Below are 22,220 nucleotides of genomic sequence, written 5' to 3'. Positions count from 1 at the left end.
GCAAGGACCGCTCCTGCTCGGGACGGTCGGCCAGTCAGCACGGCGTATCATGCCTTGGCAGACGCCGGCCAACAGAGCGCGTTGATGAGCGGGTGTGAGTGATTTTCCGGCCACCTGTTGACGCCGGCATAGACGTGTTCACGCAGGGGGAGATGGGCTTGTCGAAGACGAACCGGGAAACGATTGAACAAGTCTGCGCGCGGTATGGTCACCGGGCCGACGCCCTGATCGAAATTCTGCATGATGTCCAGCGAGCACACGCGTGCGTCAGCGATGAAGCCGCCCGGATTATCGCCGGAAGCCTCAATATCTCCCGAGCCGAAATCCAGGGCGTGCGCAGTTTCTACGCCGACTTCTCGACGACGCCGCGTGCGCCGCAGCGGATCCGGCTGTGCCGGGCCGAGGCCTGTCAGGCGGTCGGAGCCGACCAGCTTGCCGCCGAGCTGGATCGTGCCGGGACGCCGCATGAGGCGGTCTATTGCCTGGGCAATTGCGCCCTCGGTCCCGCCGCACTGATCGGTGAGCGCCTGGTCGGACGGGCAACCCCTGACCGCCTTGCCGCCGCCAGCGCCGGGAGTGGTCAAGATGACTGAGTCCCTTACCCTTTTCCTGTCACGCGATGCTGCGGCCCGTTCGGTCGGGGCCGATGCGGTCGCCCAACGCCTGCAGCAACTCGCTCAGCAGCACGGCACCACCCTCGACCTGGTCCGTACCGGTTCACGCGGCATGCTCTGGCTGGAGCCCTTGATGGAGATCGAGCGCGATGGCGTCCGCCATGGCTTCGGACCGCTCGGGCCAGACGATGTCGAAACCTTGTTCGAGCAGGATTTCGCCGATGACCACCCACTCGCGCTCGGCCCCGTCGAGGCGATGAGCTGGATGCAGGCCCAGACCCGGCTGCTCTACCGCCGCTGCGGCGTTATCGACCCGCTCGATCTGGACGGGTTCGAGCGGATGGGCGGACTTGCCGGCTTGCGGGTCGCGATCGCGCAGAGCGCCACCGACACGATCGAAGCCGTCACCGCCTCCGGCCTGCGTGGCCGCGGCGGCGCAGGCTTCCCGGCCGGGATCAAATGGAAAACCGCCGCCGAGGCGCCCGCCGACCAGAAATATATCTGCTGCAATGCCGATGAAGGCGATAGCGGCACCTTCGCCGACCGGATGCTGATCGAGGGCGATCCCGGCCTGTTGATCGAGGGTATGGTCATCGCCGGCCTCGCGGTCGGTGCGACGCAGGGCTTCATCTATCTGCGCTCGGAATATCCCGATGCCATCGCGACGATGCGCGCTGCCATTGCCGCCTGGGAAGAGCGGGGCTGGCTTGGCGATGATATTCTTGGCTCCGGCAAGCGCTTCCATCTCACCTTGCGCCGCGGCGCAGGCTCCTATGTTTGCGGCGAAGAGAGCGCCATGCTCGAAAGCCTTGAGGGCAAGCGCGGCCAGGTGCGGGTCAAGCCGCCCATCCCGGCCATTTCCGGCCTGTTCGGCAAGCCGACCATCGTCAATAATGTCCTCACCCTGGCCAGCGTGCCCGATATCCTCGCCCATGGCGCCGCCGCCTATCAGGCGCTGGGCAATGAGCGTTCGCGCGGCACCCAGGCGTTTCAGCTGGCCGGCAATGTCAAGCGTGGCGGCCTGTTCGAAGCGCCCTTCGGGCTTTCCCTGCGCGAGCTGATCGAGACCCATGGCGGCGGCACGCTTACGGGACGGCCGATCCGCGCCGTCCAGGTCGGCGGTCCGCTCGGCGCCTATCTGCCGGCCTCCATGCTCGATCTGCCGCTGGAGTACGAGGCTTTCGCCGCGGCCGGTGCCATGCTCGGCCATGGCGGGATTGTCGTGTTTGACGACACTGTCGACATGGCGCGCCAGGCGGAGTTCGCGATGGAATTCTGCGCCGAGGAAAGTTGCGGCAAATGCACGCCTTGCCGGATTGGCTCAGTCCGCGGCGCCGAAACCCTGGCCAAAGTACGGCGCGGGGAGGATGTCGAGGCCAATCTCGCCCTGGTGGAGGAGCTCTGCACCGTGCTTACTGACGGCTCGCTCTGCGCCATGGGCGGGCTGACGCCGATGCCGGTGATGAGCGCGATCCGCCATTTCCGCGAGGACTTCAAATCCGAGCCGCTACAGGTCGATGAAACGGTGGTAGGATAGCGCCATGGGTAGCCGCAAAGCATCAGATTTCGGAACCCCGGCCCAGACTGGCGAACCGAGCGTCAGCCTCGAGATCGACGGCAGACAAGTGTCCGTTCCGGCCGGCACTTCGATCATGAGGGCCGCAGCCCAGACCGAGGCGCGCATTCCCAAGCTCTGTGCCACCGACAGCCTGCAGCCCTTCGGCTCCTGTCGCATGTGTCTTGTCGAGATCGAGGGCCGCAAGGGCACGCCGGCCTCCTGCACCACGCCGGTCGCCGAGGGCCTGAAAGTCACCACCCAGTCGCCGCGCCTGGAAGCCCTGCGCCGCGGCATCATGGAGCTTTACATCTCCGACCATCCGCTCGATTGCCTGACCTGCTCGGCCAATGGTGATTGCGAGCTGCAGGACACGGCCGGCGAAGTGGGTCTGCGCGAAGTGCGCTATGGCTTTGATGGCGAGAACCATCTCGATGAAGGCGTGGATGCCTCCAATCCCTATTTCCAGTTTGACGGTTCGAAATGCATTGTCTGTTCGCGCTGCGTGCGGGCCTGCGACGAAGTCCAGGGCACGCTGGCCCTGACGATCGAGGGCCGCGGCTTCGATTCCAAGGTCACCGCCAGCCTGGGCGAAAACTTCTTCGACAGCGAATGCGTCTCCTGCGGCGCCTGTGTCCAGGCCTGTCCGACCGCGACGCTGATGGAGAAGACCGTCGTCGAGCACGGCCAGCCGCGGCGTGAAGTGAAAACCACCTGTGCCTATTGCGGCGTCGGCTGTTCCTTCATCGCCGAATTGCAGGGCGATGAAGTCGTCCGCATGACGCCGGACCGGGATGGCGGGGCCAATGAAGGCCATTCCTGCGTCAAGGGACGTTTCGCCTGGGGCTATGCCACGCACCAGGAGCGCATGCTCTCGCCAATGGTGCGCGACAACATCACCGATCCCTGGCGCGAATGCAGCTGGGATGAGGCCATCGACTTCGCCGCCACCCGCCTGCGCCGCATCCAGAAGGAACACGGCACCGGCGCGATCGGCGGCATCACCTCCTCACGCTGCACCAATGAAGAGGTTTATGTCGTCCAGAAAATGGTCCGCGCGGCCTTCGGCAATAATAATGTCGACACCTGCGCCCGCGTTTGCCATTCGCCGACCGGCTACGGGCTGAGCGTCACGCTGGGCACTTCGGCGGGGACCCAGGACTTCAAATCGGTCGAACAGGCCGATGTCATTCTGGTGATCGGTGCCAATCCAACCGATGCGCACCCGGTCTTTGCCTCGCGTATGAAACGGCGGCTGCGTTCCGGTGCCCGGCTGATCGTGATCGATCCGCGCCGGATTGATCTGGTGCGCTCGCCGCATGTCGCTGCGGCCCATCATCTCCAGCTACGTCCCGGCACCAATGTCGCCGTTATCAATGCGCTCGCCCATGTCATCGTCACTGAAGGCCTGGTCGATGAGGCCTTTATTGCCGAGCGCTGTGAGGATGAGAGTTTTCGCCGCTGGGCCGAATTCATCAGCGATGCCAGCAATTCACCCGAAGCCGTCGAGGCCGTCAGCGGCGTGCCGGCGCAGGACTTGCGCGATGCGGCCCGGCTCTATGCCACTGGCGGCAATAGCGCGATCTATTACGGACTGGGCGTGACCGAACATTCCCAGGGCTCGTCCATGGTGATGGGCATGGCCAATCTGGCGATGGCGACCGGCAATTTCGGGCGCGAGGGCGTCGGCATCAGCCCGCTGCGCGGTCAGAACAATGTCCAGGGTTCCTGCGATATGGGCTCCTTTCCGCATGAATTCCCGGGCTATCGACATGTCTCTGACGACATTGTGCGCGGTGCCTTCGAACAGTCCTGGGGCCGCGAACTGCTCGCCGAACCGGGCCTGCGCATCCCCAACATGTTCTCCGCAGCGCTCGATGGCTCATTCCGCGGCCTCTATGTCCAGGGCGAGGATATCGCCCAGTCCGATCCCGACAGCCACCATGTGCTGGCCGCCCTGCGGGCGATGGATTGCGTCATCGTGCAGGACCTTTTCGTCAATGAAACGGCGGCCTATGCCCATGTCTTCCTGCCCGGCACCTCCTTCCTGGAAAAGGACGGCACCTTCATCAATGCCGAGCGCCGTATCAATCGCGTCCGCCCGGCCATGCCGGAAAAACAGGGCTTGTCGGAATGGGAGACGGTGTGCCGCCTCTCCACCGCCATGGGCTTTCCCATGCAGTACAATAATGCGGCCGAAATCATGGATGAGATCGCCACCCTGACGCCAACCTTCGCTGGCGTCAGCTTCGACCGGCTCGACAATGGCCCATCGCTGCAATGGCCCTGCAATGACGCCGCGCCCGATGGTACGCCGGTGATGCATGTCGGCAGTTTTGTCCGCGGCAAGGGTCATTTCATGATGACCCAATACGTGCCGACCGAGGAACGCTCCAACCGGCATTTCCCGCTCCTGCTGACGACCGGCCGCATCCTCAGCCAGTATAATGTTGGTGCCCAGACGCGGCGTACGGCCAATTCGAGCTGGCATGACGAGGATTTGCTCGAAATCCATCCGGCCGATGCGCAAATGCGCGGCGTTGCGGATGGCGATATGGTCTCGCTGTCGAGCCGCAAGGGCGCGATCACGGTGCGCGCCACGATCACCGACCGGGTGCCTCCGGGCATTGTCTACACCACGTTCCATCACCCGGAGACAGGTGCCAACGTCGTCACCACCGAGCTGTCAGACTGGGCCACCAGCTGCCCGGAATACAAGGTGACGGCGGTGCAGGTCTCGCCCTCCAACATGCCGTCAGACTGGCAGGCCGAACGCGAGCGCCGCGCTGGCCGTGCTGCGCGCATCATGCCGGCTGCGGAATAGGTCTGTCGCGTGGTGAGCTCCCCCACTCCTGTCAGCCGGCGCGCGACTGTCTATTCCCTGGCCGCGGGTTCGCGTGACTGGGGCATTGCCGAAGAAGTCCCCGTCGAGATCGGTTTCAACGGTACCGCCTGGACCGTGATGATGGCGAGCCCGGCCGATATCGAAGATCTCGCCATCGGACTGGCCCTGACCGAAGGCGCCGTGGCCAGCGGGCGCGATATCGAGGCCGTCGAAATCCGCCAATGGCCCGAAGGCTTCACGGCCGATATCCGCATCCCACCGGATCTGCTGCGCAATGACCGGATACATCGCCGCGCGCTGGATGGCCGCACCGGTTGCGGCCTGTGCGGTGTCGAACAGCTCGCCGATCTGCACGCGCCGCCAGCTGCCCTGCTGCCCGGCCCGACAATCGACGCGAAGGCCATCCGCGCCGCACTCGACGCCCTGCCCGATCACCAGCATCTCAACCGCGAAACCCGCAGCGTTCACGCCGCCGCCTGGTGCCGCCTGGATGGCGAGATTAGCCTCGTCCGTGAGGATGTTGGCCGCCATAACGCCCTCGACAAGCTGGCCGGCGCCCGCCTGCGCGGCGGCGAGCCTGATGATGCCGGCTTTGTCGTGATGAGCAGTCGCTGCAGTTTCGAACTTGTCTTCAAGGCGGCGCGAATGCGCGCCGCCCTGCTCGCGGCCCAGTCAGCCCCGACCGGCCTCGCCCTCGACCTGGCCAGCCAGCTCGCTCTGCCGATTGCGGCGGCCGGCCCTGACGGCGCCATCGTCTTCTTCAGCCCGGAGCCTGCCGATGAATGATGCCAATCTCATCCGGATGGCCCGCCAGATTGCCGACTTCTATGCGCCCTACACCGAGGCCGAGGCGATCGAGGGTGTGGCCGTCCACATCCGGAAATTCTGGGATCCGAGCATGCGTGATCGCCTGATCGCTCTCTCGCAAACCCCCGATGCCGGGCTCAGCCCGACCCTTACTGCCGCGATCACGCGACTCATCGCCCTCAGCTGACACCAGACTGGATCGGATTGCCCTGATGACCACCGATATTGAAATCGCCCGTGCCGCAACCCTGCAGCCCATCACCGAGGTCGCCGCCCGGCTCGGCATTCCCGCCGATGCCATTGCCCAGTACGGCACCGACAAGGCCAAGCTGACGGCGCCCTTCCTCGCCAGTCTGGCGGACAAGCCGGACGGGCATCTCATCCTGGTCACCGCGATCAATCCGACTCCGGCGGGCGAAGGCAAGACCACCACCACGGTCGGGCTTGGCGATGCCCTGAACCGGATCGGCAAGAAGGCCGCGATCTGCATCCGCGAACCTTCGCTGGGCCCCTGTTTCGGAATGAAGGGCGGCGCCGCCGGTGGCGGTCATGCCCAGGTCGTGCCGATGGAAGACATCAATCTCCACTTCACCGGCGATTTCCACGCCATCACCTCGGCGCACAATCTGCTCTCGGCGATGATCGAGAACCATGTCTACTGGGGCAATGCGCTGGAGATCGACCAGCGCCGCATCGTCTGGCGCCGTGTTGTGGACATGAATGATCGCGCCCTGCGCCAGATCACCACCTCACTCGGCGGCGTCACCAACGGCTTCCCGGGCGAATCCGGTTTCGACATCACCGTCGCCTCAGAAGTGATGGCAATCCTCTGCCTGGCGACCGATCTGGAAGACCTGCAGCGCCGGCTCGGCGATATCATCGTCGCCTATCGCCGCGACAAGAGCCCCATCACCTGCCGCGACATCAAGGCGGACGGGGCGATGACGGTGCTGCTGAAGACCGCAATGCAGCCCAATCTCGTCCAGACCCTGGAGAATAACCCCGCCTTTATTCATGGCGGGCCCTTCGCCAATATTGCCCATGGCTGCAATTCCGTGATCGCGACAAAGTCGGCGCTCAAGCTGGCTGACTATGTCGTCACGGAAGCCGGCTTCGGCGCCGATCTGGGGGCCGAGAAATTCTTCGATATCAAGTGCCGCAAGGCCGGTTTGAAGCCGAAGGCCGTCGTGCTCGTCGCGACGATCCGGGCGCTCAAGATGAATGGCGGCGTCGCGAAGGCGGATCTGGCCGGGGAGAATGTCGCGGCGGTAACGGCCGGTTGTGACAATCTGGGCCGCCATATCGAAAACCTCGCCAAATTCGGCGTGCCCGCCATTGTCGCGATCAATCACTTCACCGGTGATACCGAGGCCGAGATCGCGGCCGTCAAATCCTATGTCGCGGGCCTGGGACGTGAGGCCATTATCTGCCGGCACTGGGCCGATGGCGGTGCCGGGGCGGAGGATCTGGCGGCCAAGCTGGTCGAAATGGTCGAGGGCGGCAGCGACCGTTTCAAACCACTCTATCCGGACGATTTGCCGCTCTGGGAAAAAGTCGAGACCATTGCGCGCGAGATCTACCGGGCCGATGGCGTGAGTGCAGACCCGGCGGTGCGCGCCCAGTTGAGCGCCTGGGAGGCGGCCGGTTTCGGGAATTTGCCGGTCTGCATGGCCAAGACACAATACAGCTTCACCACGGATCCGGAACGGCGCGGGGCGCCCGATGGCCACACACTGGAAATCCGCGAAGTCCGCCTCGCAGCCGGTGCCGGCTTCATTGTCGTGATCTGCGGTCAGATCATGACCATGCCCGGCCTGCCGCGGATACCCTCGGCCGAGAATATCGGGCTGGATGAGGCGGGCAATGTGGTCGGCCTTTTCTAGACGGAAGCGCTGACCGCATCCTCGTCCGGGGCGGTGAACTGCAACTCGATATAGCGTGCATAGAGACCGCCACGGGCGAGCAATTCGGTGTGCGTGCCCTGGTCGACAATACGGCCACCCTCGAGGACGACGATGAAATCGGCCTTGCGCACGGTCGCCAGACGGTGGGCGATGACCAGCGTGGTGCGGTTGCGCGACAGGGTCTCGAACGCGGTCTGGATCACCGCCTCGCTTTCGGAATCCAGCGCACTCGTGGCCTCGTCCAGCAACAGGATCGGCGCATCGCGCAGGATCGCCCGGGCAATCGCCAGGCGCTGGCGCTGGCCACCTGAGAGCGTGCGCGCGTTTTCGCCGAGTTGGGTCTGGTAGCCCTCCGGCAGGGCCATAATGAACTCGTCGGCATTGGCCGCCTTGGCGGCTTCGATCACATCCTCGAGCGAGGCCCCGGCGCGGCCGAAGCGGATATTGTCGGCAACGCTGCCGCCAAACAGCGGCGCATTCTGTTGCACGATGGAGAGCGCATTGCGCAGCTCGGTCGGATCGAGCCGGCTGATATCAATACCGTCGACATTCAACTGGCCGGAGGCCGGATCATAAAGCCGCAGCAGGAGCTGGAACATGGTGCTCTTGCCGGCCCCCGATGGGCCGACCAAGGCCACGGTCTGGCCCGGTTCCACCTTCAGGCTGATCCCCTCAAGCGCCAGCGCGTCGGGGCGCGTCGGATAGGCGAAGGAGACATTGTCGAACGCGATCTCCCCGCGTACCGGTGTCGCGAAATGCTCCGGCATTTCCGGCACATCGATATCGGGTTTGGCCGCGAGCAATTCCATCAGGCGCTCGGTCGCACCGGCGGCCCGCATCACTTCGGTATAGGTCTCGGTGAGCATGCCGACGCCCGAAACGGCGACGAAGGCATACATCACAAACTGGGTCATCGCGCCGGGCGTGATGCTGCCGGCCTGGACCTGGACGGCACCAAACCACAAGACCGCGATCAGGCCCGACAGGATCACCGTGAAGATGATCGCCGTCATCCAGGCACGGACCTCGATGCGGGCAAGCGAGACCTTGAACGTGGTCTCGACGGCGTCGGCAAAGCGGCTGCGTTCCTCCGGCTCACGGGTGAAGGCCTGGACGGTCTCGATCGCCTGCAGGCTTTCGCTGGCGCGGGCCGAGGCATCGGCGAGATTGTCCTGGCTGGAGCGCGACAGGCGCTGTACTCGGCGGCCAAACAGCATGATCGGTCCGAGGATGACCGGCCCGAGGGCGAGCACCATCAGGGCCAGCTGCCAGTTGACCACCACCATCAGGATCAGCGCCCCGGTCGTGGTCGCCACAGTGCGCAAGGCAACGGAGACCGAGGAGCCGACCACGGTCTGGATCAGCGTCGTGTCCGTAGTCAGGCGCGAGAGCACTTCGCCGGTGCGCGTGCTGGCGTAGAAGGTGGGGCTCAGGGATAGCAGGTGATCGAACACATTGCGGCGCAGGTCAGCGACGACGCGTTCACCGAGCCGGCTGATGAAATAGAAGCGCATGGCGCTGGCCAGGCCGAGCAGGGCAGCGACGGCAATCCCGGCGAGGAAATAGGCCGACAGGCCGTCGCCAATCGAGAAGGCGCCGCAGATCGCCGAATCCGAGGCGCCGGCAAAACCGCAATCGACGACGAGGCGAAAGGCGCCGGGCAGGATCAGAGTGAGGGTCGAGGCGAGGACGAGAAACAGGGTGAAGGCGGCGAGCAGGCCAGGATAGGCAAGCACATAGGGCAGAAGGCGGCGCAATGGCTGGGCACTGCGGGCCTTTTCCCGATGCGCCGCATCGCGCTCAAGCTCGGAAGCAAAGCTGGAGCCCCGGTCGGTATCGGCGCGATGTTCGGCGGTTTGCGATGTCTCGGCCAAGGGGATCTCCGGGGTCATGGCGGGGGCGTATCAATCTGGTTCCTGCATATAGGATGTTCGGCGCGCGCTTGCACCGGGCGATACCGTGCGGGATCAGTTGGCCGGCTTGCGGGCGACGATGAAAACCGCGACCGCCTTGTCCGGGCGCCATTGATGCTCAAGCTCAAATCCGGCCTGACGCAGGCTCTCCGCCAGCTGGACCTGGGTGAAGACGCGCAGCATAGGCAACAGGCCCAAGGCGCGTCCGATCGGTGCGATCAGACTGAAAAACCACATTTTCTCGCCCAGACAGGCGGTGCTGGAGATAAACACGCCCCCCGGCTTGAGCAGGGAATGGACGCGGGCAATCGCGGCATCGCGGTCCTCCAGCAAGTGCAGAATGCTCAGTCCGAGCACGACGTCGAAACGCCCGGTCGCCGCATCGATATCCTCGAAGCCAACGCGTTCAAAACTGATATTCCCGACCCCGGCCTCAACCGCGCGGCCCCGGGCAATCTCCAGCATTTCGCCGGACAGGTCGGTGGCGTGGATATGTTTGACATGGGGCGCATGGCTGACCGCCGTCATGCCGGTGCCACAGCCAAATTCGAGCACGTCCGAGTCCGGCGTGAAATGCTGACGCGTGATCTCGAGCTTTTTCTGATAGGCCGCCTCATCGCTGATCGGGTCAGTGGCATATTTCTGCGCCAGACGGTCCCAGAAACGCCGGTCATTGTCCGGTTTGCTTGCATCGGTGGGCATGGAATTTCCTCTCTGAAGCCGCCGGAACGGTATGGTCGGATCCTTTGAGCAACCTGTTTACCCATACAAAAACAGAAGGTATATTGTCGAATACTGCGGCTCTGGTATACGTAAATCGATGAACTGGCCCGCCATTGCCTTCGACTGGAATCAGATCCGCGCCTTTCTCGCTACCGTTGAGGAAGGGTCGTTTTCGGCTGCCGCCCGTGCGCTGGGCCAGACCCAGCCAACCCTGAGCCGCCAGATTTCCGCCCTCGAGGACGCGCTCGGCATCACCCTGTTCGAGCGCGGCCATCGCGCCATGGTGCTGACGGAGCCGGGCCGCGCCCTGCTTGAGCCGGTGCGGGCCATGGCCGAGGCGGCGACCCGCATTTCGCTGACGGCGTCCGGCCAGTCCTCGCAGATCGCCGGCCGCGTCACCCTCACCGCCACCGACTCCATGGCGATGCATGTCCTGCCGCCAGTCCTGCTCAAGCTGCGGCAACTGGCACCGGAGATCGAACTCGACATCATCGCCTCCAATGATGTCCGCGACCTGACCCGGCGCGAGGCCGATATTTCGATCCGCCATGCCCGCCCGGAACAGGGTGAGCTGATCGGCCGGCTGCTGTGCCAGACCCGCGCCTGTCTTTATGCCAGCCCGGACTTCCTCGACCGCCATGGCCGCCCGAAATCCGCTGCTGACCTCGCCCGCTATGACTTTATCGGCTTTGACCGCGATGAGCGCTTCCTCGCCGCCCTCCAGGGGATCGGCCTGCCACTCACCGAGCGCAATTTCAAACTCCATACCGCCAGCGGTCCGGTGATGAACGAACTGATCCGCAACGGGCTGGGTATCGGCGTCCTGACCGAAGAATTCGCGGCTCTCAATCCGGGCCTCGAGCGTGTGCTGCCAGGCCTGCCGGTGATCGAGGTCCCGGTCTGGCTGGTCACTCACCGCGAATTGCATACCAGCCGCCGGATCCGGCTGGTTTTCGATCTCCTGGCGCAGGAACTGGCCCGACCAGAACCTGCATAATCCACGCGAAATTGCCCGATTACCGGTGTGGCGGGCACAATCAATTTGATAAGTCCGGCCCCCAACCCTATCTAGAGATCATGGCCAGCGGCATGAGGCGCTGAGCCGGCAAATTCACCCGCCGCCAAACCATTGGCGCCCGCACAGGAGACAGACATGTCACTCAGGATTGGCGATACCGCCCCCGATTTTACCATTGCCACCACCAAGGGCGAAATCAGCCTGCATGAATGGGCCGGCGATAGCTGGGTCTTCTTCTTCAGCCATCCCGCCGATTTCACCCCGGTCTGCACCACCGAAATGGGCCGCACCTCCCAGCTCGCCGATGAGTTCAAGAAGCGCAATACCAAACCGCTGGGCCTGTCGACCGACACTGTCGCCGAACACGTCAAATGGATTGATGACGTCAACGACACCCAGCACACCGATCTGCAATTCCCGATTGTCGCCGACGCCGATCACAAGGTCGCCCAGACCTTTGACATGATCCATCCCGGCGAGAGCACCACGGCCGCCGTGCGTTCGGTCTTCATCATCGATCCGGCCAAGAAAATCCGCCTGATGATGACCTATCCGATGAGCGTTGGCCGCAATTTCGATGAGATCCTGCGGGTCATCGACGCGCTGCAGACCGGTGACAAATACAAGATCGCCACCCCGGCCGACTGGACACCGGGCGACCAAGTCATCATCCCGCCTTCGATCAATGATGATGCCGCCAAGGACATCTTCCCCCAGGGCTGGACCACAGTGCGCCCCTATCTGCGCCTGACCGACATCCCCAAGGGCTGATCACGCACAAGCCGGGGTGGCGGTCTGAGACCTCCGCCCCGGTGCCTGATTATACTTATGCCATAAACGACCGGAATTGACCGCCGAACGCGCCGTCTTCCGCTCCACCGGCACTAATCAAATTCCTTGTCTGCCAGTCTGTCACTCTGCCATCGCGGAGCGCCCAGCTGCGTGCGGCCTATCGATTTTGGCGCTTTTCGGGATGACAGAGCCTGTCATGGAATGGCAGGGTCTGCCATGGCGGAGCTTTGCGCTATCCCGTTCATCATTTCCTGTTGCCGGACGATTTTCATCCCCGGAACTCGTCCTGGGGAATGTGGTCTTTGGAATTCTGCAGGGGGGAAACCGGTCCGGGCGCCGGGTTCCGGCTGCACGGATATTCTCACGAAGCCAACCATGTCAAAGAGCGAAATTCGCCCGATTATAGCGCTGGCTGGCCGGGGGTGGATTAGTTGAGCGCGAGCCCGTGCCCGTGCCCGTGCCCGTGCCCGTCGTGATTGAAACTTCCCGCCTCCAACCAACACACCATTTTCCCCCGGAGGAGCGCAGCGAATTCCGGGGCCGACCGGAGGGCGGCGAGTACTCTCCAGGCTCTGGTAGGCCCCGGAACACCCGCATGCGCGGGTGCAGGCATGTCCGGGGGAAGAGGTTTGGTGATTTGGGAAATGCGGAACGCCGAAACACCCTCACGTGCAAGACGGGCGGCGGCGCCCGGTCCCCGCCATAGACCTCATGCCGAGATTTCGCCAGCCGGGCTCAACGGCGTCAAGGCGCATGCCCGCGAAGCGGCGCCGGAGGCGGCCTTGACGCCGTTGAGCCCGGCTGGCCCACTCGCAGGCAAGAGGTTTTTGGGGTGGTGTTGGCGGGAGGCAGACTTTCTGCGCCCGCAACACACTACCTCTTCACTCTGACAAAGACTGATTTGGAAATGTGTTACGAAAGAAGGCGTCCGGAGCGCCGTCACACCATCCATGCCATTCCGAGCCGGATCATAAGTTGCGCCGCCGCCACAACCGGAAGAACCGAAAATGTGACATGTAGGAATGCCAAATTCATCCCGAGAACCAGGGCCAGCGCGAGGGTCACTGACACGGCGAGAACCATCGCCACCAACAGACAATACGGCAGGACTTTGCGCCAACTTTTGGTGAGCCACAGCAGAGCCCAGGAAATCGATATGTCGGCAAACACGAAAAGCGCCAGCAGCGCAATTTTCCCGATTGACAGGTCTTCTCCGATGACAAAATTGAGCGCCAAGATGTAGATCATTACCATCACGGTCGCGAGACCCAATAGCTGGACCGAGATCGACGTCGCGCTCGACACTGACACCCCCCCTACTTCCACCGCCCCTGCAATTTCGCCAACGCCGCCCGCCCCGGCGTCAACGCCTCATACGGCAGCGCATTCAGCGGTGTCTTCGGCAGATGATTGGCGGCGTGCATGTCGGCCATGTCTTCATTCACATAGAGCAGGCCGGTGCGGATTTCGCCGGAGCGGTCGCCGAGCAATAGCGTCTCGATGGCCTGGGCGCGGTCGCGCGGGTCGTAGTCGTCGTCGGTTTTGCGCAGTTTGAGGATGCCGCCATCATGCATGGTGACGGTGATGGCGCCGCCCTCGCTGGTGTCGGCGGTGATTTCCTCGTGATGGGCGACGAAATCGGTGTGGACCAGCGGGTGGTAGTATTTGAAGGTGTGGGCATAGCTTTTGGTCGAGCCGGCATGGTCATTGAAGGTGACGCAGGGCGAGATGACGTCGATCAGGGCGAAGCCCTTGTGCATCAGGCCGGCCTGGATCAGCGGCACCAGCTGGGACTTGTCGCCGGAAAAGGCGCGCGCGACGAAGCCGGCGCCAAGCGTCAGGGCCTGGACGCAGGGGTCGATCGGCGATTGCTCGTTGGCGATGCCCTTCTTGGACTTGGTGCCGATATCGGCCGAGGCCGAGAACTGGCCTTTGGTGAGGCCGTAGACGCCGTTGTTTTCCAGCACATAGAGCATGTTGAGATTGCGGCGGATCGCGTGGGCGAACTGGCCGAAGCCAATGGAGAGACTGTCTCCATCGCCGGAGATGCCGATATAGTGGAGGTCGCCATTGACCGCATTGGCCCCGGTCGCAACCGAAGGCATCCGGCCATGGACGCAATTGATGCCGTGGGACTGGCCCATGAAATAGGCTGTGGTCTTGGACGAACATCCAATGCCGGAGATCTTGGCGGCGCTGTGCGGCGGCAGATCGAGTTGCCAGAAGGCCTGGACCAGGGCGGCGGTGACGCTGTCATGGCCACAACCGGCACACAGGGTCGACATCGAGCCTTCATAATCGCGCACCGTCAGGTTCAGCTTGTTGCGCGGCAGATGCTTGTCGATCAGGGGTTTGGACATTGAGGTCATGTCAGGCCTCCTCGGCCACGAGGTGTGCGGTGACGCCCTCGATGATGAAAGCGGGATTGGCGGCCATGCCGGCATAATCAAGCACGGGGATGAGCTTGGTCTTGTCGACCGCAGTCTCGTTGATCAGCAGGCCGCGCAGCTGGGCATCACGGTTCTGCTCGACGACGAAAATCTCGTCATGACTGTCCATGAAGGCCTCGACCTCGGCGGAGAAGGGGAAGCCGCGCACCCGCATGTAGTTGAGTTCAATGCCGCGTTCGGCGAGACGGTCGAGCGCCTCGCGCACGGCGCCGTCACAGCCGCCCAGCGAGATGATGGCGCGATTGGTCGGCTTGCTCGCCTCGATGATGACCGGGCCGGGAACCGCATCGGCGGAGTCTTCCCATTTGCGGGTCAGCCGGTCGAGCACTTCCTTGTACTCGGCCGCATCCTCGGTATAGCCGCCCTTCCAGTTATGCCCCGAACCGCGCGTGAAATAGGCGCCTTTCGGATGCACACCGGGCACGGTGCGATAGGGGATATTGTCGCCATCGCGGTCTTCATAGCGATAGTATTTCGGCAATTCTTCCAGCTCGGCCGCGCTCAGGATCTTGCCGCGGTCGGGCTGATAACTGTCATCCCATTCCAGTTCGGGGATCATCCAGTCATTCATGCCGATATCGAGATCGGTCATGAAGAAGACCGGCGTCTGGAAGCGCTCGGCAATGTCAAAGGACTGCACCGCCATCTCGAAGCATTCCGCCGGATTGGCCGGAAACAGCATGATATGCTTGGTATCGCCATGGCTGGCATAGGCACACAGGGTGAGGTCGCACTGCTGGGTGCGCGTCGGCAGGCCGGTTGAAGGCCCGGCGCGCTGGACGTTGAACAACACCACCGGAACTTCGGAATAATAGGCAAAGCCGATAAACTCGCTCATCAGCGAAATGCCGGGCCCGGAGGTCGGCGTGAAGGCGCGGGCGCCGTTCCAGCCGGCACCGACAGCCATGCCGATCGAGGCCAGCTCGTCCTCGGCCTGGATGATGCAGAATTTCTTCTCGCCGGTCTCGGGATCGACGCGGAATTTCTCGCAGAAGGATTTATAGCCATCCATCAGCGAGGTCGACGGCGTGATCGGATACCAGGCGCCAAAGGTCGCACCGGCATAGACACAGCCCAGCGCGGCGGCCGTATTGCCGTCGATCAGGACATTGCCCCGGGTGGCATCCATCGCCTGCACGCGCAGCGGCAGAGGCTCGGGATAGGTCTGCCGGACATAATCCAGGCCGAGATTGATCGCCGTCATATTGGCATCGATCAGCTTGGGCTTGGAGCCGAACATTTCCTCGACCATGGCCTTGATGATGGACACATCAATCCCGGTCAGACCGGCAACCGCGCCGACATAGGCCATATTCTTCATCAGCACGCGGGTGCGGGCATTGTCGAATTTGGCATTGCACAGGCGCGCCAGCGGCACGCCGATCGCGGTGATATCGGTGCGCGCATGCAGTTCGGGGCGCGGCCAGGTGTCGTCATAGAGCAGAAAGCCGCCCGGCGAGACTTCGGCGAGATCGCGCTTATAGGTCTCGGCATTCATCGCAACGACGAGATCGGCCGCGCCCGAGCGCGCCATATACGCGTCCTTGGTGACGCGAATCTCGAACCAGGTCGGCAGACCCTGGATGTTGGATGGAAACAGATTCTTGCCGACCACAGGCACGCCCATGCGGAAGATCGCCTTCATCAAGAGGCCATTGGCGCTGGCCGAACCGGTGCCGTTCACATTGCCAATCTTGATGACAAAATCATTGATGCGGAGATCCGCCATGGTGTCCACGATGTCCTTCATTCTGCCGCCACCCGTCGCGCTTCGTCATCGACATGCGGGATGAGGATGTCGCCGTCCTGCATGTCCCAGGCGGCCGTCGGGCAGCGCTCGGCGCACAGGCCGCAATGCAGGCAGAGGTCCTCGTCCTTGACCATCACGCGGCCGGTATCCTTCAACGGCGCGGAGACATAAAGCGCCTGGTCGAGATTGTCCGCCGGCGCCTTGAGACGGGTGCGCAGCTCGCCCTCATCGCCATTCTCGACGATGGAGAGACAGTCGACCGGGCAGATATCGATACAGGCATCGCACTCCTTGCACAGGGGCGGATCGAACACGGTCTGGACATCGCAATTGAGACAGCGTTGCACCTCGGTGTGGATCTGCTCGGCGGTGTAGCCCATTTCCACTTCGATCTTGCGATTGCCGAGCCGCGCCTTGAGCTCGACCAGCGGCATCACGCCGCGCTGGCCACGCTCGTAATCATTGGAATACATCCACTCATTGACGCCCATCTTGGCCGATTGGAGATTGACGCCGCGCGGCATGCGGGCCGCCAGATCCGTCTTCTCGCAATGCTTGTGGATCGAGATCGCCGCCTGGTGGCCATGCTCGACGGCCCAGATGATATTCTTGGGGCCAAAGGCACTGTCACCGCCGAAGAAGACGCCGGGAATGGTGGATTGATAAGTGGTGGTGTCGACAATGGGCACGCCCCATTTGTCAAACTCCAGACCGATATCGCGCTCGATCCAGGGGAAGGCGTTTTCCTGGCCGATTGCCAGGATGACGTCGTCGCAAGGGATGATGGTGGTGCCGGTATTGCGCGTTGCGGTGATATTGCCGCGCGCATCAAGATCATACTCCATCAGCTCGAATTCCATGCCGACGAGCTTGCCATTCTCGGTCACGAAACGCTTGGGCGAGTGATTGACGAGGATTTCGACATTCTCGTCCTCGGCGTCTTCCAGCTCCCAGGGCGAGGCCTTGAAGAATTCGCGCGGCTTGCGCGCCATCACCTTGACGTCGTCGGCCCCGAGCCGCAGCGAGGAGCGGCAGCAATCCATTGCCGTATTGCCGACGCCGATGATGAGAACCTTTTTGCCGATCTTCTCGATATGCTCGAAAGCGACACTTTCCAGCCAGTCGATCCCGATATGGATATTGGCGTCGGCCTCCTCGCGGCCCTCGATCTTGAGGTCCTTGCCCTTGGGTGCGCCGGAGCCGATGAAGATGGCGTCATAATCCGCCTCGAGCATGGCCTTCATGCTCTCGATACGGTGATTGAGCTTCAGATCGACGCCCATATTGAGGATATAGCCGATCTCTTCATCGAGCACTTCTTCCGGCAGGCGGAAGGAGGGGATGTTGGAAATCATCAGCCCGCCGGGGCGGTGCATGGCTTCGAATATCGTGCACTCATAACCCAGTGGCGCCAGATCATTGGCGACGGTCAGCGAGGCGGGGCCCGCTCCGATCAGCGCGATCTTCCTGCCATTGGTATGGGCCGGTTTTTGCGGCACCAGATGCGAGACCTCGTCGCGATGGTCGGCAGCGACGCGCTTGAGGCGGCAGATCGCGACCGGCTCTTCCTCGACGCGGCCGCGGCGGCAGGCCGGTTCACACGGCCGGTCACAGACACGGCCGAGAATGCCGGGAAACACATTGGAGCGCCGATTGACCATATAGGCCTCGGTAAACTCCCCCTGGGCAATCAACCGGATATACTCCGGGACCGGCGTATGGGCCGGACAGGCCCATTGGCAATCAACAACCTTGTGGAAATAGTCGGGATCGCCGGTATTGGTCGGCTTCATTGCGAGCTTCCCCCCGGGGCATCGCCCCGTTCATGACTGAGGCCCGATGTCTGGCATCCACCCCTTATTGGGAGACATTCTCACATTGTCTTAGCTATTGGGGTCAAGCAGTTTCGCCCGAAAACGGCCCTGCCAAGCGCAGTATGTATGCGGCTGCGACGCGTTCGCAGGCAATGGGGTCATGACCCGTTGTCACTGACCGCGGCCTTGCGCCTGACCCAGGGGGCGGGTGACCACAAGGCCGGCATTCGTTTCGCCCGCCGAATCCATGCTAGCTTCGCGCCTCAATCCGGCGATCAAGGGCCACAGCATGACGAAACCGACCATCATCCTCACCTATGCCCGCTCCCTGATGGCGCTGACTGTTGGACAGTCCCTGCGGCCTATCGCCGGCAAGCTGATCGGCGTCGACAGCGTCGAATGGACGGTGCTGGGTTTTTCCAAACTTTGCGACGATATCCGCCGCGTGCCGGACTCCAATACCGAGCCGGAAGCCTATGTCGAAGCGCTGATCGCGCTGAGCCGGGAATTTCTCGATGAGGGGCCCGTTCTCCTCATGCCCGTCTTTGAGGACGCGCCACTCCTGTCGCTCCACCGCGACCGTTTCCCCGAAGGCGTCACCATTGCGGCGACATCCATGGCCTCGATCGACCAGGTTCACCCCAAGGACCGCCTCGCCCGCTCGGTAGAAAAATGGGGCGTGCCCGCACCGGCGACCGATGTGGTCGAGGCGCCCTGTACCGGCGCGACAGGGGCGTTCCGCAACACGCCGCCGCTGATCATCAAACCGGCGGAGGGCGTGGGCGGGCGCGGCGTCCTGCTGGTGCAAACCGAAGCCGGGCTTGAACACGAACTGGCGACCCGCAGCGGGACGCAATTGCTGCAAGCCATGGTGGAAGGCGAGGATTATTGCGTCACCGCGATGGCTGACGGCAAGACGGCGTTTGCGATCTCGGCCTACCGCAATCTGGAACAATACCCGCCGCACAATGGCGCCGGCGCGCTGCGCGAAACCGTCGAGGCGACGCCCTTCAAGGCTGCGATGGAACGCCTCGCCGAAGCCTCGGGCTGGACCGGCACGCTGCAGGCCGATTTCCGCTGGAGCGGCGATGCGGCCGACACGCCGATGCTGATCGAGATCAATGCCCGGCTCTGGGCCGGCATCACGCATTCGGTGCATTCCGGCGTCGATTACCCGCTCCTGCTCGCCAGACAGGCGCTCGGCGAGCCGATGCCCGAGCCGGGCCAGCCGCAAATCGGCTATCGCTCCAAACTCCCCTTCCTGTGGCTGGCCGGGCTGACCGGGTCGAGCCTGGATGAGGCGGATTATTTCGCCCAGATCGAGGATAGCTGGAACACGCTGGCGCGCTCTGACCTCACCGTGCAGCACCGGATTGCCCGGCTGTGGCGCGACATGACCGATTTCGAAACCCTCAAGGAGGATATCAGCGCCGCCCTGGAGCGTGGCAAGCGCGCGGAGGGCGCGGAGGCCGATATCAGTGTCGAGGAAGCGGGCACGGCAGCGCTCGGTTCGCTTTTCATCCTCTCGCATCTTCTGCGCCATGGCACTTTGCCGGCCGAAGTGAAAAATGACCCCGATTGAGGACATGACGCATCCCGATGCACACCGCAAACCGCTGATCGGCTTCACCGTCGGCACGCAGGGCGATCACGGCGTCGCCTTTCTGCTGCGGCTGGCGATCTGGATGGCCGGTGGCCGCTCGATCCGCCTGACCCGCCTGCCGGACGCGATGGACGGAGCGATGCCCGACGGGCTGATACTGGGCGGCGGGCTCGACATCCACCCGGCACGCTATGCCGGCGATGAGAGCTTCAAGGCACAATTTGATAACGACCGCGATGACCTGGAATGGTGCTGGATGGACTGGGCCGACACCGCCCGCGTGCCGGCCTTCGGCATTTGCCGCGGCCTGCAAATGCTCAACGTCCATGCCGGCGGCGATCTGCACCAGAGCCTCGACCCGGACATCATCGCCACATGGCCGACCAGCACCATCGGTTACATGATTTTCCGCAAACCCATCCGCATCGAGCCCGGCTCGCACCTGGCGGCAGCCACCGGCTCAACCACGCTCGAGGTCAACAGCCTGCACCGCCAGGCCGTGCGAAACCCGGCGCCCGGCTTCACCGTCGTCGCAAGGGAACGCGCCAGCGACGGCATCCAGGGCATCGAGGCCGAGGCGCCGGCGCTGCGCATGGGCGTGCAATACCATCCCGAGCTCTTGCTGCACCAGACGACCGCAAGATCGCTATTCCGTTATTTCGTCGACCGGTGCCGGGGACGTTGAGCGGTGCGGAGGCAGGCCGGCCCATTCCCTCTCGACATTTCCCTGCCGGTCGACCTACCATCCACCGACGCACAGGCTTCAGTCAGAAAAACCAGCAGGAACAGAGAGATGGGACGCGTTTACAAAGCCGATATCCGCCGTGAGACACAGTGTCCGTCCTGCCAGACGGGGTATTATTATTTCGACGAGATCGAGGTGAAAGAGGGCGGCGGCGATTTCGACGCTGATATACGCAAGAAAATCGAGCACGGCGTCGATGTCGTGCCCTGCCCGTCCTGCAAACAGCTCTCGCCCGCCATGCGCAAACAGCACTGGACCAATCTCGCAACCTATCTCGCCGGGCTGGCCGTCTGCCTCGGCATTGCCTGGGCAATCGTCGCGATCTTCGGCTCCAGCGGCGTGGTCATGATCGGCCTGCTCGTCCTTGTCGCCCTGGGAGCGCTGGGCTGCGGCCTTGCCGTCATCTTCTGGCCCTTCGCCCCCTGGGCCAATCGCGACCGCGCCGTCATCCCCGGCCAGGAAGACCAGGCCAGTGAGACGGTGAAAGCGAAAATTGCGGCGTGGGAGACCGGGCGGGATGGTGCGGGCGTCTGACGGCGACGCCGCTTTCTTCCCCGCCCCGGCGGGGAAGCGGGCCCTGCATAGCCTTGGCGAAGCAGGAGCCGATGGGGCCGCAGCCGCAGGCTGCGGGGAGACGTTGGTGTCGGACACCGCCGCGCTGCCGCGCGTCGGCCCCCTCCACCCTCCATAGCCTTCGGCGACGGAGGGTCCCCCTTCCCGGTAAACCGGGAAGGAAAGAGGCATGCCCCTCACAACTCATCCACCGAACTTTCATGATGCCGTGCCTCGGCCTTCAGCCAGGCGATAAAGCTTTGCGCGTCGGCGCTGAGCGGCCGGTTCTTCGCCGTGACGACATGATAGGCCGAACGCACCGGTGAAGCCCCATCCGAGAAGAGCGCAACGAGCCGGCCGGCGGCGAGATCATTCTGGACCAGGGTGCGCTTGGCCAGGGCGACGCCGCGGCCGGCCACGGCGCTGTCGATCACCAGGGCGGACTGGTTGAAGCGCACACCGCCCGACACATCGATACCGCGCACACGCCGCGCCTTGAGCCAGGAGGCCCAGTCGGCGCCGTCGACATCGCTTTCCGGTGAGGCGTCGTGGAGCAGGGTATGGCCGGCCAGATCGCGCGGGCGCACCAGGGGTTTGCCGTCATGGAGCAGATCCGGTGAGCAGACGGGAAGGACTTCCTCGGTCAGCAGGCGTTCCTCATTCAGTGTCATATCGCCGCCCGGACCATAGCGGATCGCCAGATCGGCGGCGCCGGCGGCGAGGTCGACGCGTTCGCTGGCGGCGGAGATCCAGACCTCGATGCCCGGATGCGCGTCCTGGAAACGGTGCAGGCGCGGGGCCAGCCATTTGCCGGCGAAGGAGGGTGAGACCGAGACGGTCAGGCTGCGCTTCATCGCCGGGCGCCGCATCAGGGAGACGGCGCGCTCGAGCATGTCGAAGGCGTCGCTGGCGGTATTGGCGGCGGCGCGTCCGGCATCGGTCAGGGCGAGGCCGCGGCCCTGACGGGTGAAGAGTGGCGTGCCGACATGGTCTTCCAGCAGCCGGATCTGCTGACTGATCGCACCGGGCGTGACGGCGAGTTCGTCGGCCGCGCGGGAGAAGCTTTCAAGCCGCGCGGCGGCCTCGAAGGCGCGCAGGGCATTGAGCGGGGGAAGGCGTGAGGTCTGGGCCATGG

18 protein-coding genes are annotated in these 22,220 nt (G+C 63.6%); 11 read left to right on the top strand and 7 right to left on the bottom strand.

Annotated features, from left to right (window positions below; translation table 11 throughout):
• The first annotated feature begins 158 nt into the window (after positions 1–158).
• The 6 genes from BLT42_RS06510 to BLT42_RS06485 are packed head-to-tail and all read left to right on the top strand — an operon-like array spanning position 159 to position 7,704.
• Positions 159–593, top strand: coding sequence for an NADH-quinone oxidoreductase subunit NuoE family protein (locus BLT42_RS06510; protein ID WP_233342358.1), 435 nt, complete (start codon positions 159–161; stop codon positions 591–593).
• Positions 586–2,151, top strand: a complete 1,566-nt coding sequence (locus BLT42_RS06505; protein WP_091768649.1) for a formate dehydrogenase beta subunit — start codon at positions 586–588, stop codon at positions 2,149–2,151. The genes BLT42_RS06510 and BLT42_RS06505 overlap by 8 nt, the downstream gene beginning before the upstream one ends.
• A gap of 4 nt (positions 2,152–2,155) precedes the next feature.
• Positions 2,156–4,993 carry a formate dehydrogenase subunit alpha gene (fdhF, locus tag BLT42_RS06500; RefSeq protein WP_091768646.1) on the top strand — a complete coding sequence of 946 codons (2,838 nt, stop codon included), beginning with the start codon at positions 2,156–2,158 and terminating at the stop codon, positions 4,991–4,993.
• A gap of 9 nt (positions 4,994–5,002) precedes the next feature.
• Positions 5,003–5,800, top strand: coding sequence for a formate dehydrogenase accessory sulfurtransferase FdhD (gene fdhD / locus BLT42_RS06495; protein WP_233342357.1), 798 nt, complete (start codon positions 5,003–5,005; stop codon positions 5,798–5,800).
• The gene (locus BLT42_RS06490; RefSeq protein ID WP_091768643.1) at positions 5,793–6,008 is read left to right on the top strand and encodes a formate dehydrogenase subunit delta; all 216 of its coding nucleotides are present in this window, start codon (positions 5,793–5,795) and stop codon (positions 6,006–6,008) included. The genes fdhD and BLT42_RS06490 overlap by 8 nt, the downstream gene beginning before the upstream one ends.
• A 25-nt stretch (positions 6,009–6,033) precedes the next feature.
• The gene (locus BLT42_RS06485) at positions 6,034–7,704 is read left to right on the top strand and encodes a formate--tetrahydrofolate ligase (protein ID WP_091768639.1); all 1,671 of its coding nucleotides are present in this window, start codon (positions 6,034–6,036) and stop codon (positions 7,702–7,704) included.
• Here the strand turns inward: BLT42_RS06485 and BLT42_RS06480 are convergent.
• Together BLT42_RS06480 and BLT42_RS06475 are read right to left on the bottom strand one after the other, a co-directional pair.
• Positions 7,701–9,617 (bottom strand): ABC transporter transmembrane domain-containing protein, encoded by a 1,917-nt coding sequence (locus tag BLT42_RS06480; protein ID WP_091768636.1) that lies wholly within the window; start codon positions 9,615–9,617, stop codon positions 7,701–7,703. The genes BLT42_RS06485 and BLT42_RS06480 overlap by 4 nt on opposite strands.
• Before the next feature lie 75 nt (positions 9,618–9,692).
• Positions 9,693–10,340 carry a class I SAM-dependent methyltransferase gene (locus tag BLT42_RS06475; protein ID WP_091768634.1) on the bottom strand — a complete coding sequence of 216 codons (648 nt, stop codon included), beginning with the start codon at positions 10,338–10,340 and terminating at the stop codon, positions 9,693–9,695.
• Between the two features lie 118 nt (positions 10,341–10,458).
• Between BLT42_RS06475 and BLT42_RS06470 the strand changes: the two genes are divergently transcribed.
• Together BLT42_RS06470 and BLT42_RS06465 are read left to right on the top strand one after the other, a co-directional pair.
• Positions 10,459–11,358, top strand: coding sequence for a LysR family transcriptional regulator (locus BLT42_RS06470; RefSeq protein WP_091768631.1), 900 nt, complete (start codon positions 10,459–10,461; stop codon positions 11,356–11,358).
• A 156-nt stretch (positions 11,359–11,514) separates the two neighbouring features.
• A complete protein-coding gene (locus BLT42_RS06465; protein ID WP_091768629.1) occupies positions 11,515–12,150 on the top strand; it encodes a peroxiredoxin in 636 nt (211 codons plus the stop codon).
• A gap of 960 nt (positions 12,151–13,110) precedes the next feature.
• Here the strand turns inward: BLT42_RS06465 and BLT42_RS06460 are convergent.
• The 4 genes from BLT42_RS06460 to BLT42_RS06445 are packed head-to-tail and all read right to left on the bottom strand — an operon-like array spanning position 13,111 to position 18,164.
• Positions 13,111–13,476 carry a hypothetical protein gene (locus tag BLT42_RS06460; protein ID WP_143024067.1) on the bottom strand — a complete coding sequence of 122 codons (366 nt, stop codon included), beginning with the start codon at positions 13,474–13,476 and terminating at the stop codon, positions 13,111–13,113.
• A gap of 11 nt (positions 13,477–13,487) precedes the next feature.
• Positions 13,488–14,540: a 2-oxoacid:ferredoxin oxidoreductase subunit beta gene (locus BLT42_RS06455; protein WP_091768625.1), complete on the bottom strand. Its 1,053-nt coding sequence runs from the start codon at positions 14,538–14,540 to the stop codon at positions 13,488–13,490.
• Position 14,541: 1 nt separating this feature from the next.
• A complete protein-coding gene (locus tag BLT42_RS06450) occupies positions 14,542–16,371 on the bottom strand; it encodes a 2-oxoacid:acceptor oxidoreductase subunit alpha (RefSeq protein WP_091768622.1) in 1,830 nt (609 codons plus the stop codon).
• On the bottom strand, positions 16,368–18,164 hold the full coding sequence (locus BLT42_RS06445) for an FAD-dependent oxidoreductase (protein WP_091768619.1): 1,797 nt from the start codon (positions 18,162–18,164) through the stop codon (positions 16,368–16,370). Before BLT42_RS06445 ends, BLT42_RS06450 begins: the two co-directional genes overlap by 4 nt.
• 268 nt (positions 18,165–18,432) lie before the next feature.
• On the opposite strand from BLT42_RS06445, the gene BLT42_RS06440 reads away from it, so the two are divergent.
• The 3 genes from BLT42_RS06440 (at position 18,433) to BLT42_RS06430 (ending at position 21,067) form a co-directional block, all read left to right on the top strand.
• The gene (locus BLT42_RS06440) at positions 18,433–19,767 is read left to right on the top strand and encodes an ATP-grasp domain-containing protein (protein WP_091768616.1); all 1,335 of its coding nucleotides are present in this window, start codon (positions 18,433–18,435) and stop codon (positions 19,765–19,767) included.
• Positions 19,754–20,473 (top strand): gamma-glutamyl-gamma-aminobutyrate hydrolase family protein, encoded by a 720-nt coding sequence (locus BLT42_RS06435; RefSeq protein WP_091768613.1) that lies wholly within the window; start codon positions 19,754–19,756, stop codon positions 20,471–20,473. Before BLT42_RS06440 ends, BLT42_RS06435 begins: the two co-directional genes overlap by 14 nt.
• A gap of 108 nt (positions 20,474–20,581) precedes the next feature.
• Positions 20,582–21,067 carry a hypothetical protein gene (locus BLT42_RS06430; RefSeq protein WP_091768610.1) on the top strand — a complete coding sequence of 162 codons (486 nt, stop codon included), beginning with the start codon at positions 20,582–20,584 and terminating at the stop codon, positions 21,065–21,067.
• Positions 21,068–21,282: 215 nt separating this feature from the next.
• Here the strand turns inward: BLT42_RS06430 and gcvA are convergent, their stop codons facing one another.
• Positions 21,283–22,218 (bottom strand): transcriptional regulator GcvA, encoded by a 936-nt coding sequence (gene gcvA, locus BLT42_RS06425; RefSeq protein WP_091768607.1) that lies wholly within the window; start codon positions 22,216–22,218, stop codon positions 21,283–21,285.
• Positions 22,219–22,220: the final 2 nt, after the last annotated feature.

The sequence above is a fragment of the Maricaulis salignorans genome (assembly GCF_900103475.1).
In the GTDB taxonomy this organism is placed as follows: Bacteria; Pseudomonadota; Alphaproteobacteria; order Caulobacterales; family Maricaulaceae; genus Maricaulis; species Maricaulis salignorans.
The sequence above is the reverse complement of the archived record's forward strand: the minus strand, read 5'-3'. Positions and strand labels throughout refer to the sequence as shown.